At 63.3% G+C, this 16317-nt stretch carries 14 protein-coding genes; 8 read left to right on the top strand and 6 right to left on the bottom strand.

Annotated elements, in window-relative coordinates; genetic code table 11:
* Positions 1–33: 33 nt before the first annotated feature.
* The 4 genes from ACVWVY_RS16565 (at position 34) to ACVWVY_RS16550 (ending at position 4023) form a co-directional block, all read left to right on the top strand.
* Positions 34–1128 carry a helix-turn-helix domain-containing protein gene (locus ACVWVY_RS16565; RefSeq protein WP_456627371.1) on the top strand — a complete coding sequence of 365 codons (1095 nt, stop codon included), beginning with the start codon at positions 34–36 and terminating at the stop codon, positions 1126–1128.
* Between the two features lie 131 nt (positions 1129–1259).
* Positions 1260–1865 (top strand): inner membrane-spanning protein YciB, encoded by a 606-nt coding sequence (locus tag ACVWVY_RS16560; RefSeq protein ID WP_456627370.1) that lies wholly within the window; start codon positions 1260–1262, stop codon positions 1863–1865.
* Between the two features lie 193 nt (positions 1866–2058).
* Complete coding sequence (locus ACVWVY_RS16555) at positions 2059–2358, top strand: hypothetical protein (protein ID WP_456627369.1); 300 nt, start codon at positions 2059–2061, stop codon at positions 2356–2358.
* Positions 2359–2538: 180 nt separating this feature from the next.
* Positions 2539–4023 carry a FecR domain-containing protein gene (locus tag ACVWVY_RS16550; RefSeq protein ID WP_456627368.1) on the top strand — a complete coding sequence of 495 codons (1485 nt, stop codon included), beginning with the start codon at positions 2539–2541 and terminating at the stop codon, positions 4021–4023.
* A 13-nt stretch (positions 4024–4036) separates the two neighbouring features.
* Here ACVWVY_RS16550 and ACVWVY_RS16545 read toward each other — a convergent pair whose 3' ends face one another.
* The gene (locus ACVWVY_RS16545) at positions 4037–4720 is read right to left on the bottom strand and encodes an NUDIX hydrolase (protein ID WP_456627367.1); all 684 of its coding nucleotides are present in this window, start codon (positions 4718–4720) and stop codon (positions 4037–4039) included.
* 154 nt (positions 4721–4874) lie between these two features.
* The gene (gene asd / locus ACVWVY_RS16540) at positions 4875–5744 is read right to left on the bottom strand and encodes an archaetidylserine decarboxylase (protein WP_456632225.1); all 870 of its coding nucleotides are present in this window, start codon (positions 5742–5744) and stop codon (positions 4875–4877) included.
* Between the two features lie 34 nt (positions 5745–5778).
* Between asd and ACVWVY_RS16535 the strand changes: the two genes are divergently transcribed.
* On the top strand, positions 5779–7443 hold the full coding sequence (locus tag ACVWVY_RS16535) for an aminotransferase class III-fold pyridoxal phosphate-dependent enzyme (protein WP_456627366.1): 1665 nt from the start codon (positions 5779–5781) through the stop codon (positions 7441–7443).
* A gap of 270 nt (positions 7444–7713) precedes the next feature.
* Here the strand turns inward: ACVWVY_RS16535 and ACVWVY_RS16530 are convergent, their stop codons facing one another.
* The 3 genes from ACVWVY_RS16530 to ACVWVY_RS16520 all read right to left on the bottom strand — a co-directional run bounded on the left by ACVWVY_RS16530 (position 7714) and on the right by ACVWVY_RS16520 (position 10248).
* Positions 7714–8331, bottom strand: a complete 618-nt coding sequence (locus tag ACVWVY_RS16530) for a hypothetical protein (RefSeq protein ID WP_456627365.1) — start codon at positions 8329–8331, stop codon at positions 7714–7716.
* A 124-nt stretch (positions 8332–8455) separates the two neighbouring features.
* Positions 8456–9145, bottom strand: coding sequence for a class I SAM-dependent methyltransferase (locus ACVWVY_RS16525; RefSeq protein WP_456627364.1), 690 nt, complete (start codon positions 9143–9145; stop codon positions 8456–8458).
* Between the two features lie 47 nt (positions 9146–9192).
* The gene (locus ACVWVY_RS16520; RefSeq protein WP_456627363.1) at positions 9193–10248 is read right to left on the bottom strand and encodes a glycosyltransferase family 4 protein; all 1056 of its coding nucleotides are present in this window, start codon (positions 10246–10248) and stop codon (positions 9193–9195) included.
* Positions 10249–10385: 137 nt separating this feature from the next.
* Between ACVWVY_RS16520 and ACVWVY_RS16515 the strand changes: the two genes are divergently transcribed.
* From ACVWVY_RS16515 to ACVWVY_RS16505, 3 genes are all read left to right on the top strand, one after another.
* Positions 10386–11780: a TAXI family TRAP transporter solute-binding subunit gene (locus tag ACVWVY_RS16515; protein ID WP_456627362.1), complete on the top strand. Its 1395-nt coding sequence runs from the start codon at positions 10386–10388 to the stop codon at positions 11778–11780.
* Between the two features lie 566 nt (positions 11781–12346).
* Entirely contained in the window at positions 12347–12523 is a 177-nt protein-coding gene (locus ACVWVY_RS16510; protein ID WP_456627361.1) for a hypothetical protein, read from the top strand.
* A 475-nt stretch (positions 12524–12998) separates the two neighbouring features.
* Entirely contained in the window at positions 12999–13682 is a 684-nt protein-coding gene (locus ACVWVY_RS16505; protein ID WP_456627360.1) for a L,D-transpeptidase, read from the top strand.
* Positions 13683–13995: 313 nt separating this feature from the next.
* On the opposite strand, the gene nirK is transcribed toward ACVWVY_RS16505, so the two are convergent.
* Positions 13996–16227, bottom strand: coding sequence for a copper-containing nitrite reductase (gene nirK, locus ACVWVY_RS16500; protein ID WP_456627359.1), 2232 nt, complete (start codon positions 16225–16227; stop codon positions 13996–13998).
* Positions 16228–16317 lie beyond the last annotated feature (90 nt).

The following is a 16317-nucleotide window of genomic DNA, read 5'->3' as shown; positions in this document are numbered from 1 at the left end:
CTGTCATAGGTTCGACCCGTGAGGACGGCTGCAATGGCGTCGATGGCTTTAGATCTCGGCCTCCGGGGTGTGGCGGTCGGATTATTTCTTGTCGTCTGTATCGTGCTGTTGCGGTGCGCGCCGCTGCGTGTCGCGGCACGCCTGGCTCTCGCCATGAGCGTGGCCGGTGCCGCCTACGCGATTTCGACGGCGCCGTTCTTTCCCATGGGGTCGTTCGGGTGGAATTCCCCCTTTGTCGTGCTTTCGATGGGCTTTCCCGTCGTGTTCTGGCTGTGGGCGCACGCGATCTTCGACGAGAATTTCGCCCTGCGCCCCTGGCACGGCGGTTTGTGGGCGCTCGTCGCTGGCCTCGGCCTCATGGCCTACAACGGCTGGTCGGAGTGGCCAGATCTTGCGGCGACCTGCGGCCGGCTGCTGGCGGTGGCCTCGATCGGCTTCGCCCTGCTGGCGGCTGCGCAGATCCCAAGAGGCTGGCGTGCGGGCCCTTTGACGGGACGCACCAGCCTGCGGATAGCGCTCGTGGTCGGCATCACGATCCACCTCGTGCTCACTGCGGCCTCGGGGCTTGCTGCGATTCCGCTGAAGTCCATGAGCCTGACCTATTCGCTCGCGCTTGGCGTATCGGCACTGCTCGCGGCATGGCTGATCCTGTTTTATGGACCCCAGAGCCGCCCCGCTGTCGTCGGCAGCGGAGCAGCCGGTAGGGCGTCCGAGCCGGTCTCCCACGCCGGCGTGTCGGCGTCGGACCGGGCTTCGCTCCATCGCCTGGACCATGTGATGACGATCGAGCGGGCCTATCGGCGTGAGGGGCTGACGATCGGCACGCTGGCGGTCAGGCTCGGCATACCTGAACACCGGTTGCGAGGCCTCATCAACGACGGGCTGGGTCACCGCAACTTCAACGCCTTCCTCAATCGCTATCGCATCGAGGAGGCGAAGGCGGCACTCGCCGATCCCGGCCAGATCGACGTACCCGTGCTGACGATCGCGCTGGATTCCGGATTCCGGTCGCTTGCGCCGTTCAACCGCGCATTCAAGGCCGACACGGGGCTGACCCCGACCGAATTCCGCCGGAGGGCGACGGCCGCGGACCGCGGTAGCGCATACTCACATCGACAATTCGATTAGCGATTTCAGAATTCGATAGGACCAGCCTCCGCCGACCCGCTTATCCTTGCCGTGAAAACGATCGAGCTGCGACGCGTTCATCGGCTTGCCGATGGCATTCCGCACAATGCCCATGGCGAGTACCACGTCCGATGAAAGACTTTCTCAACGCGGCCAGACTGCTGCTGCTCGACCTCGCATCGACCCTGTTCTTCCTCGTTGTCTATCTGCTGACACACAACACGATGCTGGCGGTCGGCCTCGGCATTGCGCTCGGCCTCGCACAGATCGGAATCCAGTTCATCCGCCGCAGGCCGATCCACGTCATGGAGTGGCTAAGCCTGGTCCTGATCATCGCTGCAGGCATCGCGACACTCCTGACCCATGATCCGCGCTTCGTGCTGATCAAGCCAAGCGTGATCTATGGGATCGTCGGCGGCGTCATGTGCAAGCCCGGCTGGTTGAACCGCTATCTGCCTGACATCGCACGGGCGGTAGTGCCCGATGTCGCCACAATCGTGGGCTTCGCCTGGGCAGGCCTGATGTTCGTGTCCGCCGCGGTAAATGCGTTCGTCGCCCTGACCTGCAGCCTTGAGACCTGGGCCCTGATCATGCCGATCTATAGCATCGTGAGCAAGGTGGTGGTGTTCGTGGTCGGCTTTGCCGCCATCCGCCTCACCGCCCAACGCCGCATCCGCGCCATGCCGGCCCCCGAACGTGACGCCCTGCTGGTCGCGGCGGGACGGAAGGCGGCGTAACCACCCGCCGCTCGAACGTGGGTAAACGGTGAAACAAAACTCGCCCGCGACGAAACCGTTTTGCGCTGCGACGAAGGATTGCGGAAACCAAGCCTGCGTAGTGATCGTCCCGACGACGCGCCGCTCCGGCGCGATACTTGCGGGCGCACTCACCAACATAAAGGGACATTCGATGGCTTTCACGGATTCGACAATGCGTAACTGCCAATTGCTGGTCACGACCACCTTTGCGCTGGCCGCGCTGAGCACAGCGGCTCTGGCCTACACGGCGGAGCAGCAGCAGATGTGCACCGGCGACGCGATGCGGCTGTGCTCGTCGGAAATTCCCGATGTCGATCGCGTCACCGCCTGCATGGTGCAGAAGCGCGCGCAGCTCAGCGACGGCTGCAAGGCCGTCTTTCAATACGTGCCGCCGGCCGCCTCGCCTGCGAGCTACGCGCCCGCGGCAAAACCCGCCAGGCCGCTCAGCCTGACGCCGCACAAGCGCGGCTGAGCATTTTCCTTACTAAAGTCACGGCGCCATGTCCCGGTATCCCGGACGTGGCGCTTGCTCGTTTCGGCCGCCCGTGACAACAAGCACCGCCGTTCATTCCGCGTTCAGCCGGGAGAGGCTGAAATCGGAGGCTGAAATCGCAAAGCTTCGCCCGCCCTTCCCCGACCCGGAATTCCCCCGATGCAGCGCCACTTGTCCTTCGCGCTCATGCTGTTGGCCTGCAGCGCGACGATCGGCACGACGGAAGTTTTCGCAGGAGCTTCCGAGCTGACGCAACTGGCGCAGGCGCAGACCGACCCCTCGCAGCCCGCCGCACCGGCGGCGGCGCCCGATCCCGCCACACCTGACGCAACCGCTGCGGACGCGCCGGAGGAGCCGATCGGCAACGTCGCGAAAGTGACCGGCAGCGCCAGCGTAATCCGCAACGACAAGACCACGCCGCTCAAGGTCAAGGACGAGATCTATCTCAACGACGTCGTGCAGACCGGAGCGAACTCCGCGCTTGGCATCACCTTCATCGACACCACCACCTTTACCTTGAAGGCGAGCACGAAGATCACCATCGACAATTACGTCTATGAGGATGGCGGCAAGAGCAACGCGGCGATCTTCGACGTCGCCAAGGGCACCGCGGCCTTCGTCGCCGCCTCGGTGGCAAAAACCGGCGACATGAAGATCACGACGCCGACGGCGACGCTCGGCATCCGCGGCACCACCGGCCTCGTCGAAGTCCCGGAAGGCGCCGCCGCCAACACTCCAAACAACGTCGCGGTCAAGCTTTATCCCGACGCCGACGGCAGGGTCGGTCGCATCGAGGTCAATGACCGCGCTGGCGCGCGGCTCGGCTTCCTCACGCAAGGCGCGAGCGGCTTCACCATCCGGCCCGGCGCGGGCGGTGCGCGCTTCGCCGCGGTACCGCTGGCGATTCCGCAAGCGATGATGCTGCGCGACCAGGGCTTTGTGCGTCAGCTTCACTCGACGCAGAATGTCGGCCGGCAGCTCGTGTTCCAGCAGCGCGAATTCCGCCGCGCCAATCCCGGCTTCGTCAATCCGAACCGGCCGATCCGGCAATTCCAGCCCGGCCAGCCGCGGCCAAATGGTCTGCCGGGACAGGTCAGGCCTGGACAACAGCAACCCGGTCAGTTGAACCGTCCCGGCCAGATCAGGCAGAACGGCCTGCCCGGGCAACCCGGTCAGCCGCCACTGCCGGCCGTACCGAACCGCCAGGGACAGCAGCAGCCAGGCTCTCCGCAGCGACCGGGACTGCCGCCGCGCGCGGGACAGCCGCAGCAACCCGGCCCGCCCAATCAACCCGGCGTGCCACCGCGAACCGGACAACCGTCACGACCCGGTTTGCCGGCACAACCCGGACTGCCACCCCGTGCGGGACAACCATCACGATCCGATCTGCCGCAGCCCGGCCTGCCGCCGCGTGCAGGTCAACCGCAACAGCCCTCAGTGCCGGCGCAGCCCGGCGCACCGCTGACACGTCCGGAATTGCCGAACAGGTACGGCGTGCCCGGGCCGCAGCGCGTGCCGGGATTGCAGCGCGTGCCCGGCGTTCAAGGTGCGCCTGCCGTTCAACGGCCGGGGCTGCCCGGAGCGCCGAGGCGGCCTGCGCCCGCGCCGCAACGCGGCAAGCCGCCGCCGAAGGAATTGCGTTAGTCGGAAGATGGAGTCAGGTATCGCGCCGCAGCCAGTTGCGCAGCTTCTGCAAGAAGCTGCGCGGCTGCTGTCGCGTTCGGCTCTCCACCGTGTCGACGGCCACCGGCTCTATCTCCAGCGCAAATGACGGCGGGCCGGCCGGCTGCGCTTCATCAACGACCTGCTCAACGGACGTAACGGCAGTCGCATCGATCACGACGGTCACATCGTCATGCTGCGCGACCTGCGGCAAGGATTGATCAGGCAGGGACGGAGCCGGTGCAGGAGTGACCGCAGGCGGCGCTGTCACGTCCGGCCGCCGTGTCCGGCGCTTCTCTGGCGGCTGTTTGGCCCGCGCTTTCCGGGTGGTGGCGGCATGCGCGGCCGCGGAGAGTGCAATCGGGCCTACATTTTCAAGAAACGCACGCTCGTAATTGCGTGACAGCCGGTCGACGGCGTCCGCAAGCGGCAGCCAATCCACGGCCTTCACGTCACGCATCAGTTCATGAACGGCCCCACCGCGCGCTTCCATGCGCCAGTAGTGCACGACCTTGGAACCGCCGCGGGATTCATAGACCAGCGTGCCCAGAAATTCGTGCACGGCGACATCGTGCCCGGTTTCTTCCACCACCTCGCGCTCGGCGGCGGCGCGCGGCGTCTCGCCGTCGTCGAGCTTGCCTTTGGGCAAGACCCATTCGTTGCGCTTGCGCAGGCGCACGACGGCGACCAGCGGCGTTTGCCCTTGCCGCAATACAATGCCCCCGGCCGCCAGAACGGGCGATCGCGCCATCTCTCTCTCTTCCCGCGTTATCGCACCTTACGAATCCAGTGCGACCGCGAGCATATAGAGGGATCAGCGCGGAGAATCGAGCCTAAACCTGCGGTTTCCGCAACAACGGTTCGCCGGCGCGAATGCGCGCTCCCTCCACGACACCGTCGGCGAATTCGAAACTCTCCGGCGCCAGCACGATGATGGTCGAGCCGTGTTCGAACCAACCGAGTTCGTCGCCTTTCTTGACCCGCGCAAAGCAGGCGAAGTCCACCGGTCCCCTGCTCTGCGCGTTGAGCGTGACATCGAGGAAATGCAGGCGGATGCTGGCGACAAGAATGGCGGCGACCGGCACCAGCGTCAGCGCCTCGCCGGTCGAAAGCCGCGTGCGCAGCACCGCGCGCTCGTTCTTGCAGAACAAACGCTCCACCCGCTTCAGCGCGATCGGATTGACGTTCCAGACATCGCCATGGATGAACGTCACCCTCTTGATCGTGGCGTCATAGGGCGCGTGGAAGCGATGATACATGCTCGACGTCAGCCGCAGCGTGAGGAAGCGGCCGTTGCGGTGCTGCTCGACCAGCGCGGGATCGCCGAGCAGATCCAGCAGCGAATAAGGCGCGCCCTTGATCTGAAACAGTTCGGTATCCGCGATCTTGCCGAAGGCGCCGATGATGCCGTCGGAGGGACTGGTCACGACGGATGGATCGGGATCGGCCGGACGAAGGCCGGGTCGCAATTCGCGCGTAAAACAATCGTGCAGGCTTTTGAATTCGGTCTTTCTGGCTTCCGACAGATCGAGATCGGAAAACAGCCGCCAGCAGGCGATCGAGGCATCGCGCACCAAAGGGTTCTCGATCTTGCTGAACCAGCCCATGAAGCGCGTCAGCGCCGCCCGCGGAATGCGGTTGGTCAGGAGGAAATTCAGATCTTCCTGCTGGGTAAAGCGGGCGATCAGGCCCCTTATTGTCATCAATCTGTCAGCAGGATTGGCTAGCGCTTCAGGCATGGACTCGTCCCTTCCGATTCTTTCGCTGTCCGCCGCTGCGGTCGTGAGCGCCGCGGCAGTCTTCCCCAAATTGCAGGCGCGGCTGGCATTGTCCCGCGCCAAGCACCGTTCGCTGACTGGACATTCCAAAATGTCCAAAATGGTCGCACGGCTGCTGCCGCATTACGAGTTCGATATCGACGGCTTCTTCCGTTCCGACGGCGCGCCCGCCGAAATCGCCCTGCAGCGGCAGGACGCCTTCTTCCGGCTCGCCTGCCTTTATGAAGAGCGCTACGCCAAGGGCCGGCAGATGACGGCCGAGGCGGCTGCGCGCATCTCCGACCTGCAGTTCACCGAAAGCTACCGGGTGCCGTTCCAGTACAGCCGGCTGGTGCGGGAAAACCTCGGCACCGGCGCGTTCATGCAGTCCTCCGCCGGCGTCACCGTCACCGATATCGACGGCAACGTGTTCTACGACCTGACCGGCTCCTACGGCGTCAACATCTTCGGCAACGATTTCTACAAGGAGTGCATCACGGAGGCCGAAAAGCGCGCCCATGCGCTCGGGCCCGTGCTCGGTCCCTACCATCCCGTCATCACCGAGAACGTGCAGCGGCTGTGCGAGATCTCCGGACTCGACGAAGTTTCGTTCCACATGTCCGGCACCGAAGCGGTCATGCAGGCGGTGCGGCTGGCGCGCTACCACACCAAGCGCTCGCACCTGGTTCGTTTCGCCGGCGCCTATCACGGCTGGTGGGGCGACGTGCAGCCCGGTATCGGCAACCCGGTATCGCCGCACGAGACCTATACGCTGGCCGACATGTCGGAGCGGACGCTGCATGTGCTGCGCACGCGCAAGGACATCGCCTGCGTGCTCGTCAATCCGTTGCAGGCGCTGCATCCCAACGCGAACGCGCCCGGCGATTCCGCCCTCGTCGACAGTTCGCGCAAGGGCGCGTTCGATCGCGCGGCCTATGCCGACTGGCTGAAGAAGCTGCGTGACGTCTGCACCGAACGCGGCATCGTCCTGATCTTCGATGAAATCTTCGTCGGCTTCCGCCTCGCCGCCAAAGGCGCGCAGGAATATTTCGGCGTCCGCGCCGACATGGTGACTTACGGCAAGAGCCTGGCCGGCGGCCTTCCCGTCGGCGTGGTCTGCGGCCGCAAAGAATTGATGCGGCGTTATCGCGACGACCGCCCCGCCGATATCTGCTTCGCCCGCGGCACCTTCAATTCGCACCCCTACGTGATGACGGCGATGGATGAGTTCCTGAGCCGGCTCGCCAGCCCGAACTTCAACGCCGTCTACCAGGGGCTCGACGAGACCTGGAACGGCCGCGCCAGTGCATTGAACGCGCGGCTCGCCGCCCAGAACCTGCCCGTCCGCGTCAGCAACCTCTCCTCGATCTGGATGGTGCAATATACCGAGCCGTCCCGCTACAACTGGATGCTTCAATACTACCTGCGCGCCGAAGGGCTGGCGCTGAGCTGGGTCGGCACCGGCCGGCTGATCTTCAGCCTCAATTACACCGACGCGGATTTCACTGAGGTGGCCGATCGGTTCGTCGCCGCCACCGAGAAGATGAAGCGCGACGGCTGGTGGTGGCACCATGTGTCGCTGACCAACAAGAACATCAAGCGGCAGATCCTGAAAGAGATGCTTGCCAAGCGGCTTGGTCGCTAAGCGCGCGCTTTCGACAATCATCACAGTCGGACTAGCCTCCTCGTCATTGCCTGCGACAAATGCCAAGCGTTTGCGCAAGGGAGCGAAGCGACGAAGCAATCCATCTCTCCCCGCGTGGGAGGTGGATTGCTTCCGCCTTCGCTAAAGCTACGGCGGGCAAGTCGCTTCGCTCGCAATGACGATCTCACAACTGGCGCCTAACAACGTGGATGCCCGGCACAAGGCCGGGCATGACGATTTCAATACGGCTTTCAGGGTGACGCCGAGCACTCACGCGTGCTTGACGTGCTTCTCGAGACCGGGATCGATCAGTTCGCCCTTCATCAGAGCCAGCGGCGCCTTGTAGTACAGCTTGAGATCGCTGAAGGGGTCGGTGAGGATCTTGGTCATCCAGACCAGCCCGGTCTCGACGTCGCGGATGAAGAACAGGTGGACGGTGCGGAACAACAACCCGCCGGCTCCGACCACGAGCCAGATCTTGGCCACTTGGCGCATGAAGTCCGCCGGCGACGTCCAGGGCGTGAACAGACCGAACAGGGTCGGGTCGAAATATAGTACCAGCGGCGACAGCGCCCAGATTGCCATCAGCACGACCTTGCGCTGCAAATTGTAGCCGACCTTGATTTCTTCCTTGTGCTCATGGGTGGCGTGGTTGACGTGGTCATACCCCCTCGGCTCGAAGAAGAAGTGACCGGCCTGCCGCGAAGTCATCGAGACCAGCCAGCCGACAAGCGCCGACACCATCGGATCGATGAACAGCATCGCATAGGCAAACAGGAAGCTCGCGGCGCTGACGAAGTGCAGCGACTGGTTGATGCGGCTGTGATGATAATAACGATGGTCGTCCCAGCGCTGGGTTCGCAGCTCCTGCAGAAAATTCTTGATCATTCTCTACCCCTAAATTCTCGTCTGTTTGACGTTTACTGAGATTCGATGTCCGGCATGTGACATCATCATGTTGACATGTGACGGCTTGCAGCGACGCGATGACGCGGACGTCATCGGCCGCGTGCTAGGCAGCCGCGGCTACATCGACCTTGCGAAAACGCACCAGGGAGAAATGGCCGAGCGGCGGCACCAGGCGGCGTTCCGCCAGTTCGATGCCACGCGCGCCCGCCAGCCATTGCGCGTAGCGCGACCAGCTAAACTCGGCGGTCCGGAAGCCGAGCGGGCGCACCACCGGCTGCAGCCGCTGCTCGATGAAGCGGCGCATGCCGGCATCGGCGCTCACACGGGTAAGGATGATGAGCTCGCCGCCCGGCCGCAGCACGCGGGCGAATTCATCGAGCGCCTTTTCCGGGTTCGGCACCGCGGTGACGACATACTGCGCCATCACAACGTCGAACGAATCGTCGGGGAATTCGAGGTTTTCGGCGTCCATCACCGCAAGCCCCTCGACGTTCTTCAGGCCAAGCTCGTCAACGCGCTTCTTCGCCTTCTCCAACATCAACTCCGAAATATCGGTACCGAAGATGCGCAGATGCGGCGCGTATAGCGGCAGCGAGATGCCGGTGCCGACGCCGACCTCGAGCACACGGCCGCCGATCTTGTTGGTGGCCTGGATCGCCGCCTTGCGACCCTTGCTGAACACGCCCCCGAACACGAGGTCGTAAACCGGCGCCCAGCGATCATAGGCCTGCTCGACCGTTTCGCGGTCGAAATCAAGGGCCCTGCTACCGTCAAGCTTGATGATGTCTGCCATGGTTCGTTCTGCCTTCTCGTCTTACGCGTATGACTGGTTTGATGGTCTTAGCTCTGCACGGCGCTTGTAGCAGGCGCCCGGCGCACCGGCCGCAACGCGCGGCTTGGCTGCAGCGCCGTCAGATTGCCGATGAACTGCCTAGCGCTGTTTTCCCAGGAACGCGAAAGCGCAAAATTCCGGCAGGCCTCGCGCGACATCGTCAGCGCGCGCAGGCACGCGCTACGCAGATCGGTGTCGATCGCCCCGATCGGATGATCGGCGATGACATCCTTCGGGCCGGTGACCGGAAACGCCGCAACCGGCGTACCGCAGGCCAATGCCTCGAGCTGCACGACGCCAAAAGTGTCGGTGAGGCTTGGAAACACAAAGACGTCGGCGGCAGCGAGATGCGCGGTCAGGTCCGCACCCTTCTTCTCGCCGAGGAAGATCGCGTCGGGATATTGCTTTGCGAGCTGCGCCTTTTGCGGTCCGTCGCCCACCACCACTTTCGATCCCGGCAAATCGAGCGACAGAAACGCTTCGAGATTCTTTTCCACCGCGACCCGGCCCATGGTCATGAAGATCGGCCGCGGCAGATCGAGCGCCGCCAGCGCATGCGGGTTGAAGAGCTCGGTGTCAACGCCGCGCGTCCAGAAGCCGAGTTTACGAAAACCGCGCGCGCCGAGTTCCTGCCGCAGCGAATCGGTCGCGACCATGACCGTGGAAGATGCGGCATGAAAGTGCCGCATCACCGCATAGCCGACGCCGAGCGGGAGTCCGGTGCGGACGGCGACATATTCGGGAAAGCGCGTCGTATAGGACGTGGTAAACGCAAGCTTACGGCGGCGGCAATAGGCGCGCACCGCCCAGCCGATCGGTCCTTCGGTCGCGATGTGGATGGCATCCGGCGCAGCCTCTCCGATCCGCCGCGCGATCTCGCGCCGGTTCGGCAGCGCGATGCGTAAGCCGGGATAGGTCGGCAGGGGCATCGACGGAAATCCGTCGGGAGTGAGGAAGCTGATATCGGCGCCGAGCGCGGAGGCGCTCTTCGCCAGCGAGGTCAGCGTGCGGACGACGCCGTTCACCTGCGGATGCCACGCGTCGGTCGCTATCAATATCTTCATGTCCCGGACCCGAGATTTCGTGAACGATTCTCAAATCCGACGTTCGGCCATGGATATTTCAGGCGTATGACGTCATCGATATGTAAGGATGTTTTTTAAGCCCCCCTCCACGCATTTTGGTGTAATTTGACAGAATGATGTCAGACCCGAACGACGATAATGCGCGATCCCGACGGCGGCGACAGCGGAGGGGTTATGCGCTTCTGATCCTTGCCGCCGGCATGCTCGCATTCGGCGTCGCCGCCGGCACGCTGTATTACGTGCTGCGGCCGACGACGCTGCGGATTGCGGTCGGGCCTGCCGGCAGCGAGGACCAGAAACTGATCCAGTTGATGGCGCAGACGTTTGCGCGCGAGAACAGTTCGGTGCGGCTGTCGCTGGTCACGACGGAAGGGACGGCGGAGAGCATCGCGTTGTTCACGGCCGGCAAAGCCGATCTCGCGGTGGCGCGCGGCGACCTGAACCTGCCGGCGAACGCCGAGTCGGTCGCGATCCTGCGCAAGAATGTCGTCGTGCTGTGGGCGCCTTCCGGCCTTCCCGCCAAAGGCTCGAAGAAGCAGCCCACACCCAAGATCAAGAGTCTCGACGAACTCGCCGGCCACCGCGTCGGCGTGATCGGGAGGACGCAGGCCAATGTCACGCTGCTGCGTAACGTTCTGAAAGAGTCCGGCATCAATCCCGACAAGGTCACGATCAGCCAGTTCGCCACTGACAAGATCGGCGAAATGGCGCGCGACCAGACGATCGACGCGTTCATGGCGGTCGGCCCGCTCAAGAGCAAGATCACCGTGGACGCGATCGCGGCAACGGCGGTCGCCCGCGGCGAGCCGAAATTCCTGCCGATCGACGTCGCCGAAGCCATCGCAAAGAAGAACCCGGTCTACGAATCCGAAGAGATTCCCGCCAGCATCTTCGGCTCCTCGCCGCAGCGGCCGGAAGACAAGGTCGATACGGTTGCCATCAATCACCTGATCATCGCGCCGAAGTCGCTGTCGGACACGGCGGTCGCCGCCTTCGCCCGCCAGCTCTTCACCAACCGCCAGCAGCTCGCGCGCGAATTGCCGTCCGCCTCGCAGATCGAAAAGCCGGATACGGACAAGGACGCCGCGTTACCGGCGCATGCGGGGGCCGCCGCCTATATCGACGGCAACGAGCGAACGTTCCTCGAGAAATACACCGACTACATCTGGTTCCTGGTCCTGATCGTCTCGGGCCTGGGATCCGCCGGCGCCTGGCTGAAGCACTACTGGAACAAGGACGAGCGCGAGCAGTACCTTGCCCATCGCGATCATTTGCTCGAGCTGATTTCCGGGGCGAGGAAGGCCGAAACGCCGGAAGAACTGGCGGAAATGCAAAGCGCGGCCGACGACATGTTACGCGAGACGCTGGATTGCTATGACGACGGCACCGTCGAGGAAAGCGACCTGTCGGTGATCGCGCTGACGCTCGAGCAATTCCATCACGCGGTCGCCGACCGCCGCGCGGTGCTCGGCGCTGGCGTTGCCGGGACGCCGCGAATGCGCGCCGGCTAGGCCTGATTGGTCTGGCCGATTTTTTCCTTGTACGACGGATTGACGTTCCCTTCTCCCCTCGTGGGAGAAGGCACCACTTATGGCGCAATTCAGGACGTTCTTTCGCAGCGGTATTTCGAGTCGCAGCTTCATGCCGAGCTGTTGCGCTTTTGCCACCTCATTTCGCGCACGCTGTGCCTATAACGAACCTGGAGGTGATCGGCATGTTCGACGTATACGTTCGAGGAAAGAGCCAGCTCCTGGTGATCCGACGGGGAGCGCCACTGCCTGCGGGAATAGTAGGCAGCTGGCGAAAAAAGCGAGCGGCGCGCATTGTTAGTGACGAGATAAGCGACGCGGTTATGCGGGAAGGCTTCTACAAGCGCTCACAGATGCCGCTGATCGATATTCCAGCGGACGTACGAGCAAATTAGAGACGAACGCCCTTGAGTTTGGAAGCAATCGAGAATTTGGAGATCGCGTTTTTTTCGCAGCCTGACTAATCCCGGTCCCGACTTAACATTTGTTGGTTCGGTCTGCCTGTTCTCTGTGCCACCGTCATGGAAAATTAAGACAGGCAGGGGACGATGAAGGATTATCAAGCCCATCTGGAGAAGCTGCGCAAAGACGCGGCCGAATGCGCGCTCGTCCGGGACTTGGCTACCGACAAAGCGAAGCGCGAAATGTTCGATCGGCTGGCACGGCATCTGAATCAACTAGCCGACGAGGTTGAGCGGGCCACGAATGCTCGAAAGACCGGCTAAAGATAGCGGTGCGAGTATGCGGACAAAAACGCTACTCGTTCTGCTGGGTATCACGGCGCTGGTGGCTTACTATGCGGGCCGCCAGAGCAGTCACGTTGGCAATGCGCCAGGCGCAGCGTTTGCACAGATGCAGCACCCCGTGGCCAAGCCCGTGGCCTTCGCAGTCCCTGTATCACCTGCGATTGCAGCGGCCGCGACCTCAAGCGTTAATAGCAATCCAGCCCCCACCATCAAAACCCGCCCCGCAGCCGCCCACGCCCCGAGAAGCCCGCACCGCCCGAAGGTCCCACTGGGGGACAGGGGGAAGTAAGTGCACCGGCCCCCGCCGGCAACGAAACCTTAATGAAACAATTCCCTAACGCGACGAAACCATTTTGGCGATTTCGTGCAAATGTCCTGAAACGGTCCACCTGTACACCTTTCCCCAACGACGCGCCGAAAACGGTGCGACTGGGCGTAGAACAGGGGACGACCAATGTTTAATTCATTCAGGCTGAACACCCGCTTTGCTGTCGCCGCTTTTGGTGCGCTGGCGATCGGCGCGACCGCATTTTCCGCACCCGCCGCCGCAGCTCCGCTGCCGCTTTTTCCGTTTTTCCTGCCGCAGATCGAAGCCGCCCCGCCGCCGGTGCAGGCCGTGCCCCAGGATGAAGAAGGCCGCTCGGTCGAGTTGCCGGCGCGCCTGCGCCGCCAGGTCGTGAGCTATGCCGGCCGCGAGGCGCCCGGCACGATCATCATCGATACCCCGAATACTTATCTCTACCTCGTGCTCGGCAACGGCCAGGCGATGCGCTACGGCATCGGCATCGGCCGCGACGGCTTCACCTGGTCGGGCACGCAGACGATCACCCGCAAGGCCGAATGGCCGGCCTGGACCCCGCCCCCGGAAATGATCGCCCGCCAGCCCTATCTGCCGCGCCACATGGCCGGTGGCCCCGGCAACCCGCTCGGCGCCCGCGCAATGTATCTCGGCGGCACCATCTATCGCATCCATGGCACCAACGCGCCGGAGACGATCGGCACCCGGGTTTCCTCGGGCTGCCTCCGCCTCACCAACGAAGACGTCTCTGACCTCTATTCCCGGGTCAGCGTCGGCACCAAGGTGATCGTGCTGCCGATGACGGATCGCCGCGCCGATCTCGGCCGGACCATCCGCTGAGCCATTAGCGTTTCTTAATGTGAAAGAGCGGCCCCGGCCTTCGCCGGGGCCGTTTTGTACTGATCTCGGGCGTGTACTAAATTGCGTTCGTTCGGCAATCGCTGGCGGATGTCCGCTTCGCCCCCAAAAGCGACCAAATAGCAGACATCTCGATCTGTCCGCTTAATGACCCTGGCTGTGTGCGTTTTAACACGGCCAAGACCCAAAGCGGACCTCAGGCCCGCGCCGATCTTGGTCTTTCGCTCCGACCGCCGCCAACAGAAGAAACGATCTGGTGGCCGAAGTGATGGGCCCGAAAACACGCGGTCCGCATTCAATGCCCTGCTCGAGGGTCTACCTTGCCGTCGAAAATCTCCGTGTTTGGCTGCCCTTCGACGTGCAAGACACCAACGAGTCCGCGCTCAGCCCGCGCCAGCGCGTGATCGACGAGGGTGTAGTTGCCGGGAACATCAACCTTGAACTCGGTGATGACGGCGCCACCGGCGGGGACCGTTACAGTCTGGATGCCCCGCAGAGGCTCGCTGATCGCGCCGCCGAGATTGTAGACCTTGTCAAATATCTCCCCGATAACATGGAACGATGAGGTAAAGTTTGGGCCACCTACACCGAAATAGATGCGCACGGTCTCGCCCACCTTCGCTTGCATCGGATGGAAGTTGGAAAGCGCGCCAACTGATCCGTTGAACACAAAGTATTCGGGACGTTCGTTCAACAGCTTCTCAACGTTAAACTCCTGACTGCCGTGCTGGCCGAATGCGCCGTCAGTATAAATCTCTCCCTGCATCACATAGTACTCGCGATCGACCGGCGGCAGTCCGCCCTCTGGTTCTACCAAAATCATCCCGTACATGCCGTTGGCAATGTGATGGGCGACCATCGGCGTGGCGCAGTGATACACAAACAGGCCCGGGGTTAGCGCCTTGAACCTGAAGCTCTTCTCCTCGCCCGGATTGGTCTGGGTGGAGGCAGCGCCACCGCCGGGACCGGTGGCCGCGTGGAAGTCGACTGAGTGCAACATCGAGCTGGCGTCGGCGTTTTTCAGATGTACTTCGACCGTGTCCCCGACGCGGACACGCAACATCGGGCCTGGTACCTTGCCGTTGAAGGTCCAATAACCGAACGTCGTGCCCTCTGCGAGCCGCGCCTCAAGCTCTACAGTGACGAGGTCGACCCGCACCGTCTGCGGCCCCCGATTGCCGACCGAAGGCGGCACGTCGCCTGGCTTCTGTGAAATGTCGGCCTCCACCACGGTCTGTGGCGGCGGCTGCGGCGTCACGAGGAATTTCCCTTCCATGCCGGACAGCCGATGCCCCGGCACGCTGCAGTAATAGACATAGTCGCCGGCCGTAGCGGCAGCGAACGCTATGCTTGTGCTCGCACCTCTTCCAACGATGTGCGCCGAGGTTCCCGCGGGTCCGTGATTGTCAAAGACGATATCATGTTCGGCGCCCTCACCGTTGATCAGCGTCACCTGGATGACCTGACCTTCGGCAGCGGACAACAGGGGATTGACCTGACCGTCAATTGAGCCGCCTACACCGATGAACACCATGCGGCCTTCGGCGATTCCGGTGCGAAGCGTATAGCGCAGCCCCGGCACATAACTCGGTCCCGCGGTCCCCGGTGCCGGCGACGTCGATGGCACCGCTTCTGCCTGCGTCGTCGGCGGCGCGGGAGCCTGAGCAGTCTGTGCCGCGGGTGCTGGAGCAGCCGCCGCGCCGCCCGGCTTCGCAGTCTCGGTGAGCAAGGCGATGACGGCGCTGCGTTCGCGCTCGGTCTTCAGTCCCGGAAATGGCATCTTGTTGCCCGGCACGACCTTCTGCGGATCGGCTAGATAGGCGTCCAGCGTCGCGGCATCCCATGTCAGGTTGCTCGCCTTCATGGCAGGCGAAAAATTGTATCCGGGCACGGCAGCAGCCTTCTCGCCGACGATATTGGCCAGCGATGGTCCGATGCCGTTCTTGCCTGCATCAAGCGAATGGCAAGCCTGGCACTTCCGAAACACCTGGCGGCCCGCGGCAGCATCGCCTGTCATTGCGGATTGAGAAGCTGCGACGGCGGTCGACTGTCCCGTGGTTTGTGGCGTCGGCGCATGATTGTGCATCATGGGTGCAGCCGGCTGAGGCGCCTGGGCAATTTGGGCCGTCTGGGCCGGCTGTGGCGCCTGAGCCGGCTGTGGTGCGGACGCAGCAGGAGCCGTGGGCGCAGCCGTCTGCGGCGTCGGCGGTGCGGAAGCAGCAGGAGCCGTGACCATGGCCCTTGTATCGGAGGTTTGCTTGCTGTCAGCCCTGGTATTTCCTTCGGTGCCCTGTTTTGCACTGGAGGGCGCGGCTGCCGTCTGTTTGGCGTTTGGCGCAGCTGCCGCAGCCGGAGAGGCCATCGGTTTGGGCGTATCGTCCTGTTTGGCAGTTGCAACCTCAACAGACTTCGGCGGTTCAGGGGCGGATTGGAACAGGGCCCCGATGCCGATCACGACCGCGAGTGCCGAAAGGCCGACGATCAGAATCAGCCATTCCTGATGCTTCTCCCTAATCCATTGACCCATGTCAGTCGCCTCTCATGAGTTACGCGTCGGCATGAGGAGTTTGCCACCGGCCTCTGCGCTATGGGATCAAGTTCGTGGCCCGCCTCCATC

It is taken from the genome of Bradyrhizobium sp. URHC0002 (assembly GCF_054059515.1).
Note: the sequence above shows the minus strand (reverse complement) of the source record. Positions and strands in the feature narration are given on the sequence as shown.

Excerpts from the sequence above, each read along its gene's own strand:
- ACVWVY_RS16565 (WP_456627371.1), top strand. The coding sequence starts at position 34 with ATGGCGTCGATGGCTTTAGATCTCGGCCTCCGGGGTGTGGCGGTCGGA.
- ACVWVY_RS16560 (WP_456627370.1), top strand. The coding sequence starts at position 1,260 with ATGAAAGACTTTCTCAACGCGGCCAGACTGCTGCTGCTCGACCTCGCA.
- ACVWVY_RS16555 (WP_456627369.1), top strand. The coding sequence starts at position 2,059 with ATGCGTAACTGCCAATTGCTGGTCACGACCACCTTTGCGCTGGCCGCG.
- ACVWVY_RS16550 (WP_456627368.1), top strand. The coding sequence starts at position 2,539 with ATGCAGCGCCACTTGTCCTTCGCGCTCATGCTGTTGGCCTGCAGCGCG.
- asd (WP_456632225.1), bottom strand. The coding sequence starts at position 5,744 with ATGACAATAAGGGGCCTGATCGCCCGCTTTACCCAGCAGGAAGATCTG.
- ACVWVY_RS16535 (WP_456627366.1), top strand. The coding sequence starts at position 5,779 with ATGGACTCGTCCCTTCCGATTCTTTCGCTGTCCGCCGCTGCGGTCGTG.
- ACVWVY_RS16530 (WP_456627365.1), bottom strand. The coding sequence starts at position 8,331 with ATGATCAAGAATTTTCTGCAGGAGCTGCGAACCCAGCGCTGGGACGAC.
- ACVWVY_RS16525 (WP_456627364.1), bottom strand. The coding sequence starts at position 9,145 with ATGGCAGACATCATCAAGCTTGACGGTAGCAGGGCCCTTGATTTCGAC.
- ACVWVY_RS16520 (WP_456627363.1), bottom strand. The coding sequence starts at position 10,248 with ATGAAGATATTGATAGCGACCGACGCGTGGCATCCGCAGGTGAACGGC.
- ACVWVY_RS16515 (WP_456627362.1), top strand. The coding sequence starts at position 10,386 with ATGTCAGACCCGAACGACGATAATGCGCGATCCCGACGGCGGCGACAG.
- ACVWVY_RS16510 (WP_456627361.1), top strand. The coding sequence starts at position 12,347 with ATGAAGGATTATCAAGCCCATCTGGAGAAGCTGCGCAAAGACGCGGCC.
- ACVWVY_RS16505 (WP_456627360.1), top strand. The coding sequence starts at position 12,999 with ATGTTTAATTCATTCAGGCTGAACACCCGCTTTGCTGTCGCCGCTTTT.
- nirK (WP_456627359.1), bottom strand. The coding sequence starts at position 16,227 with ATGGGTCAATGGATTAGGGAGAAGCATCAGGAATGGCTGATTCTGATC.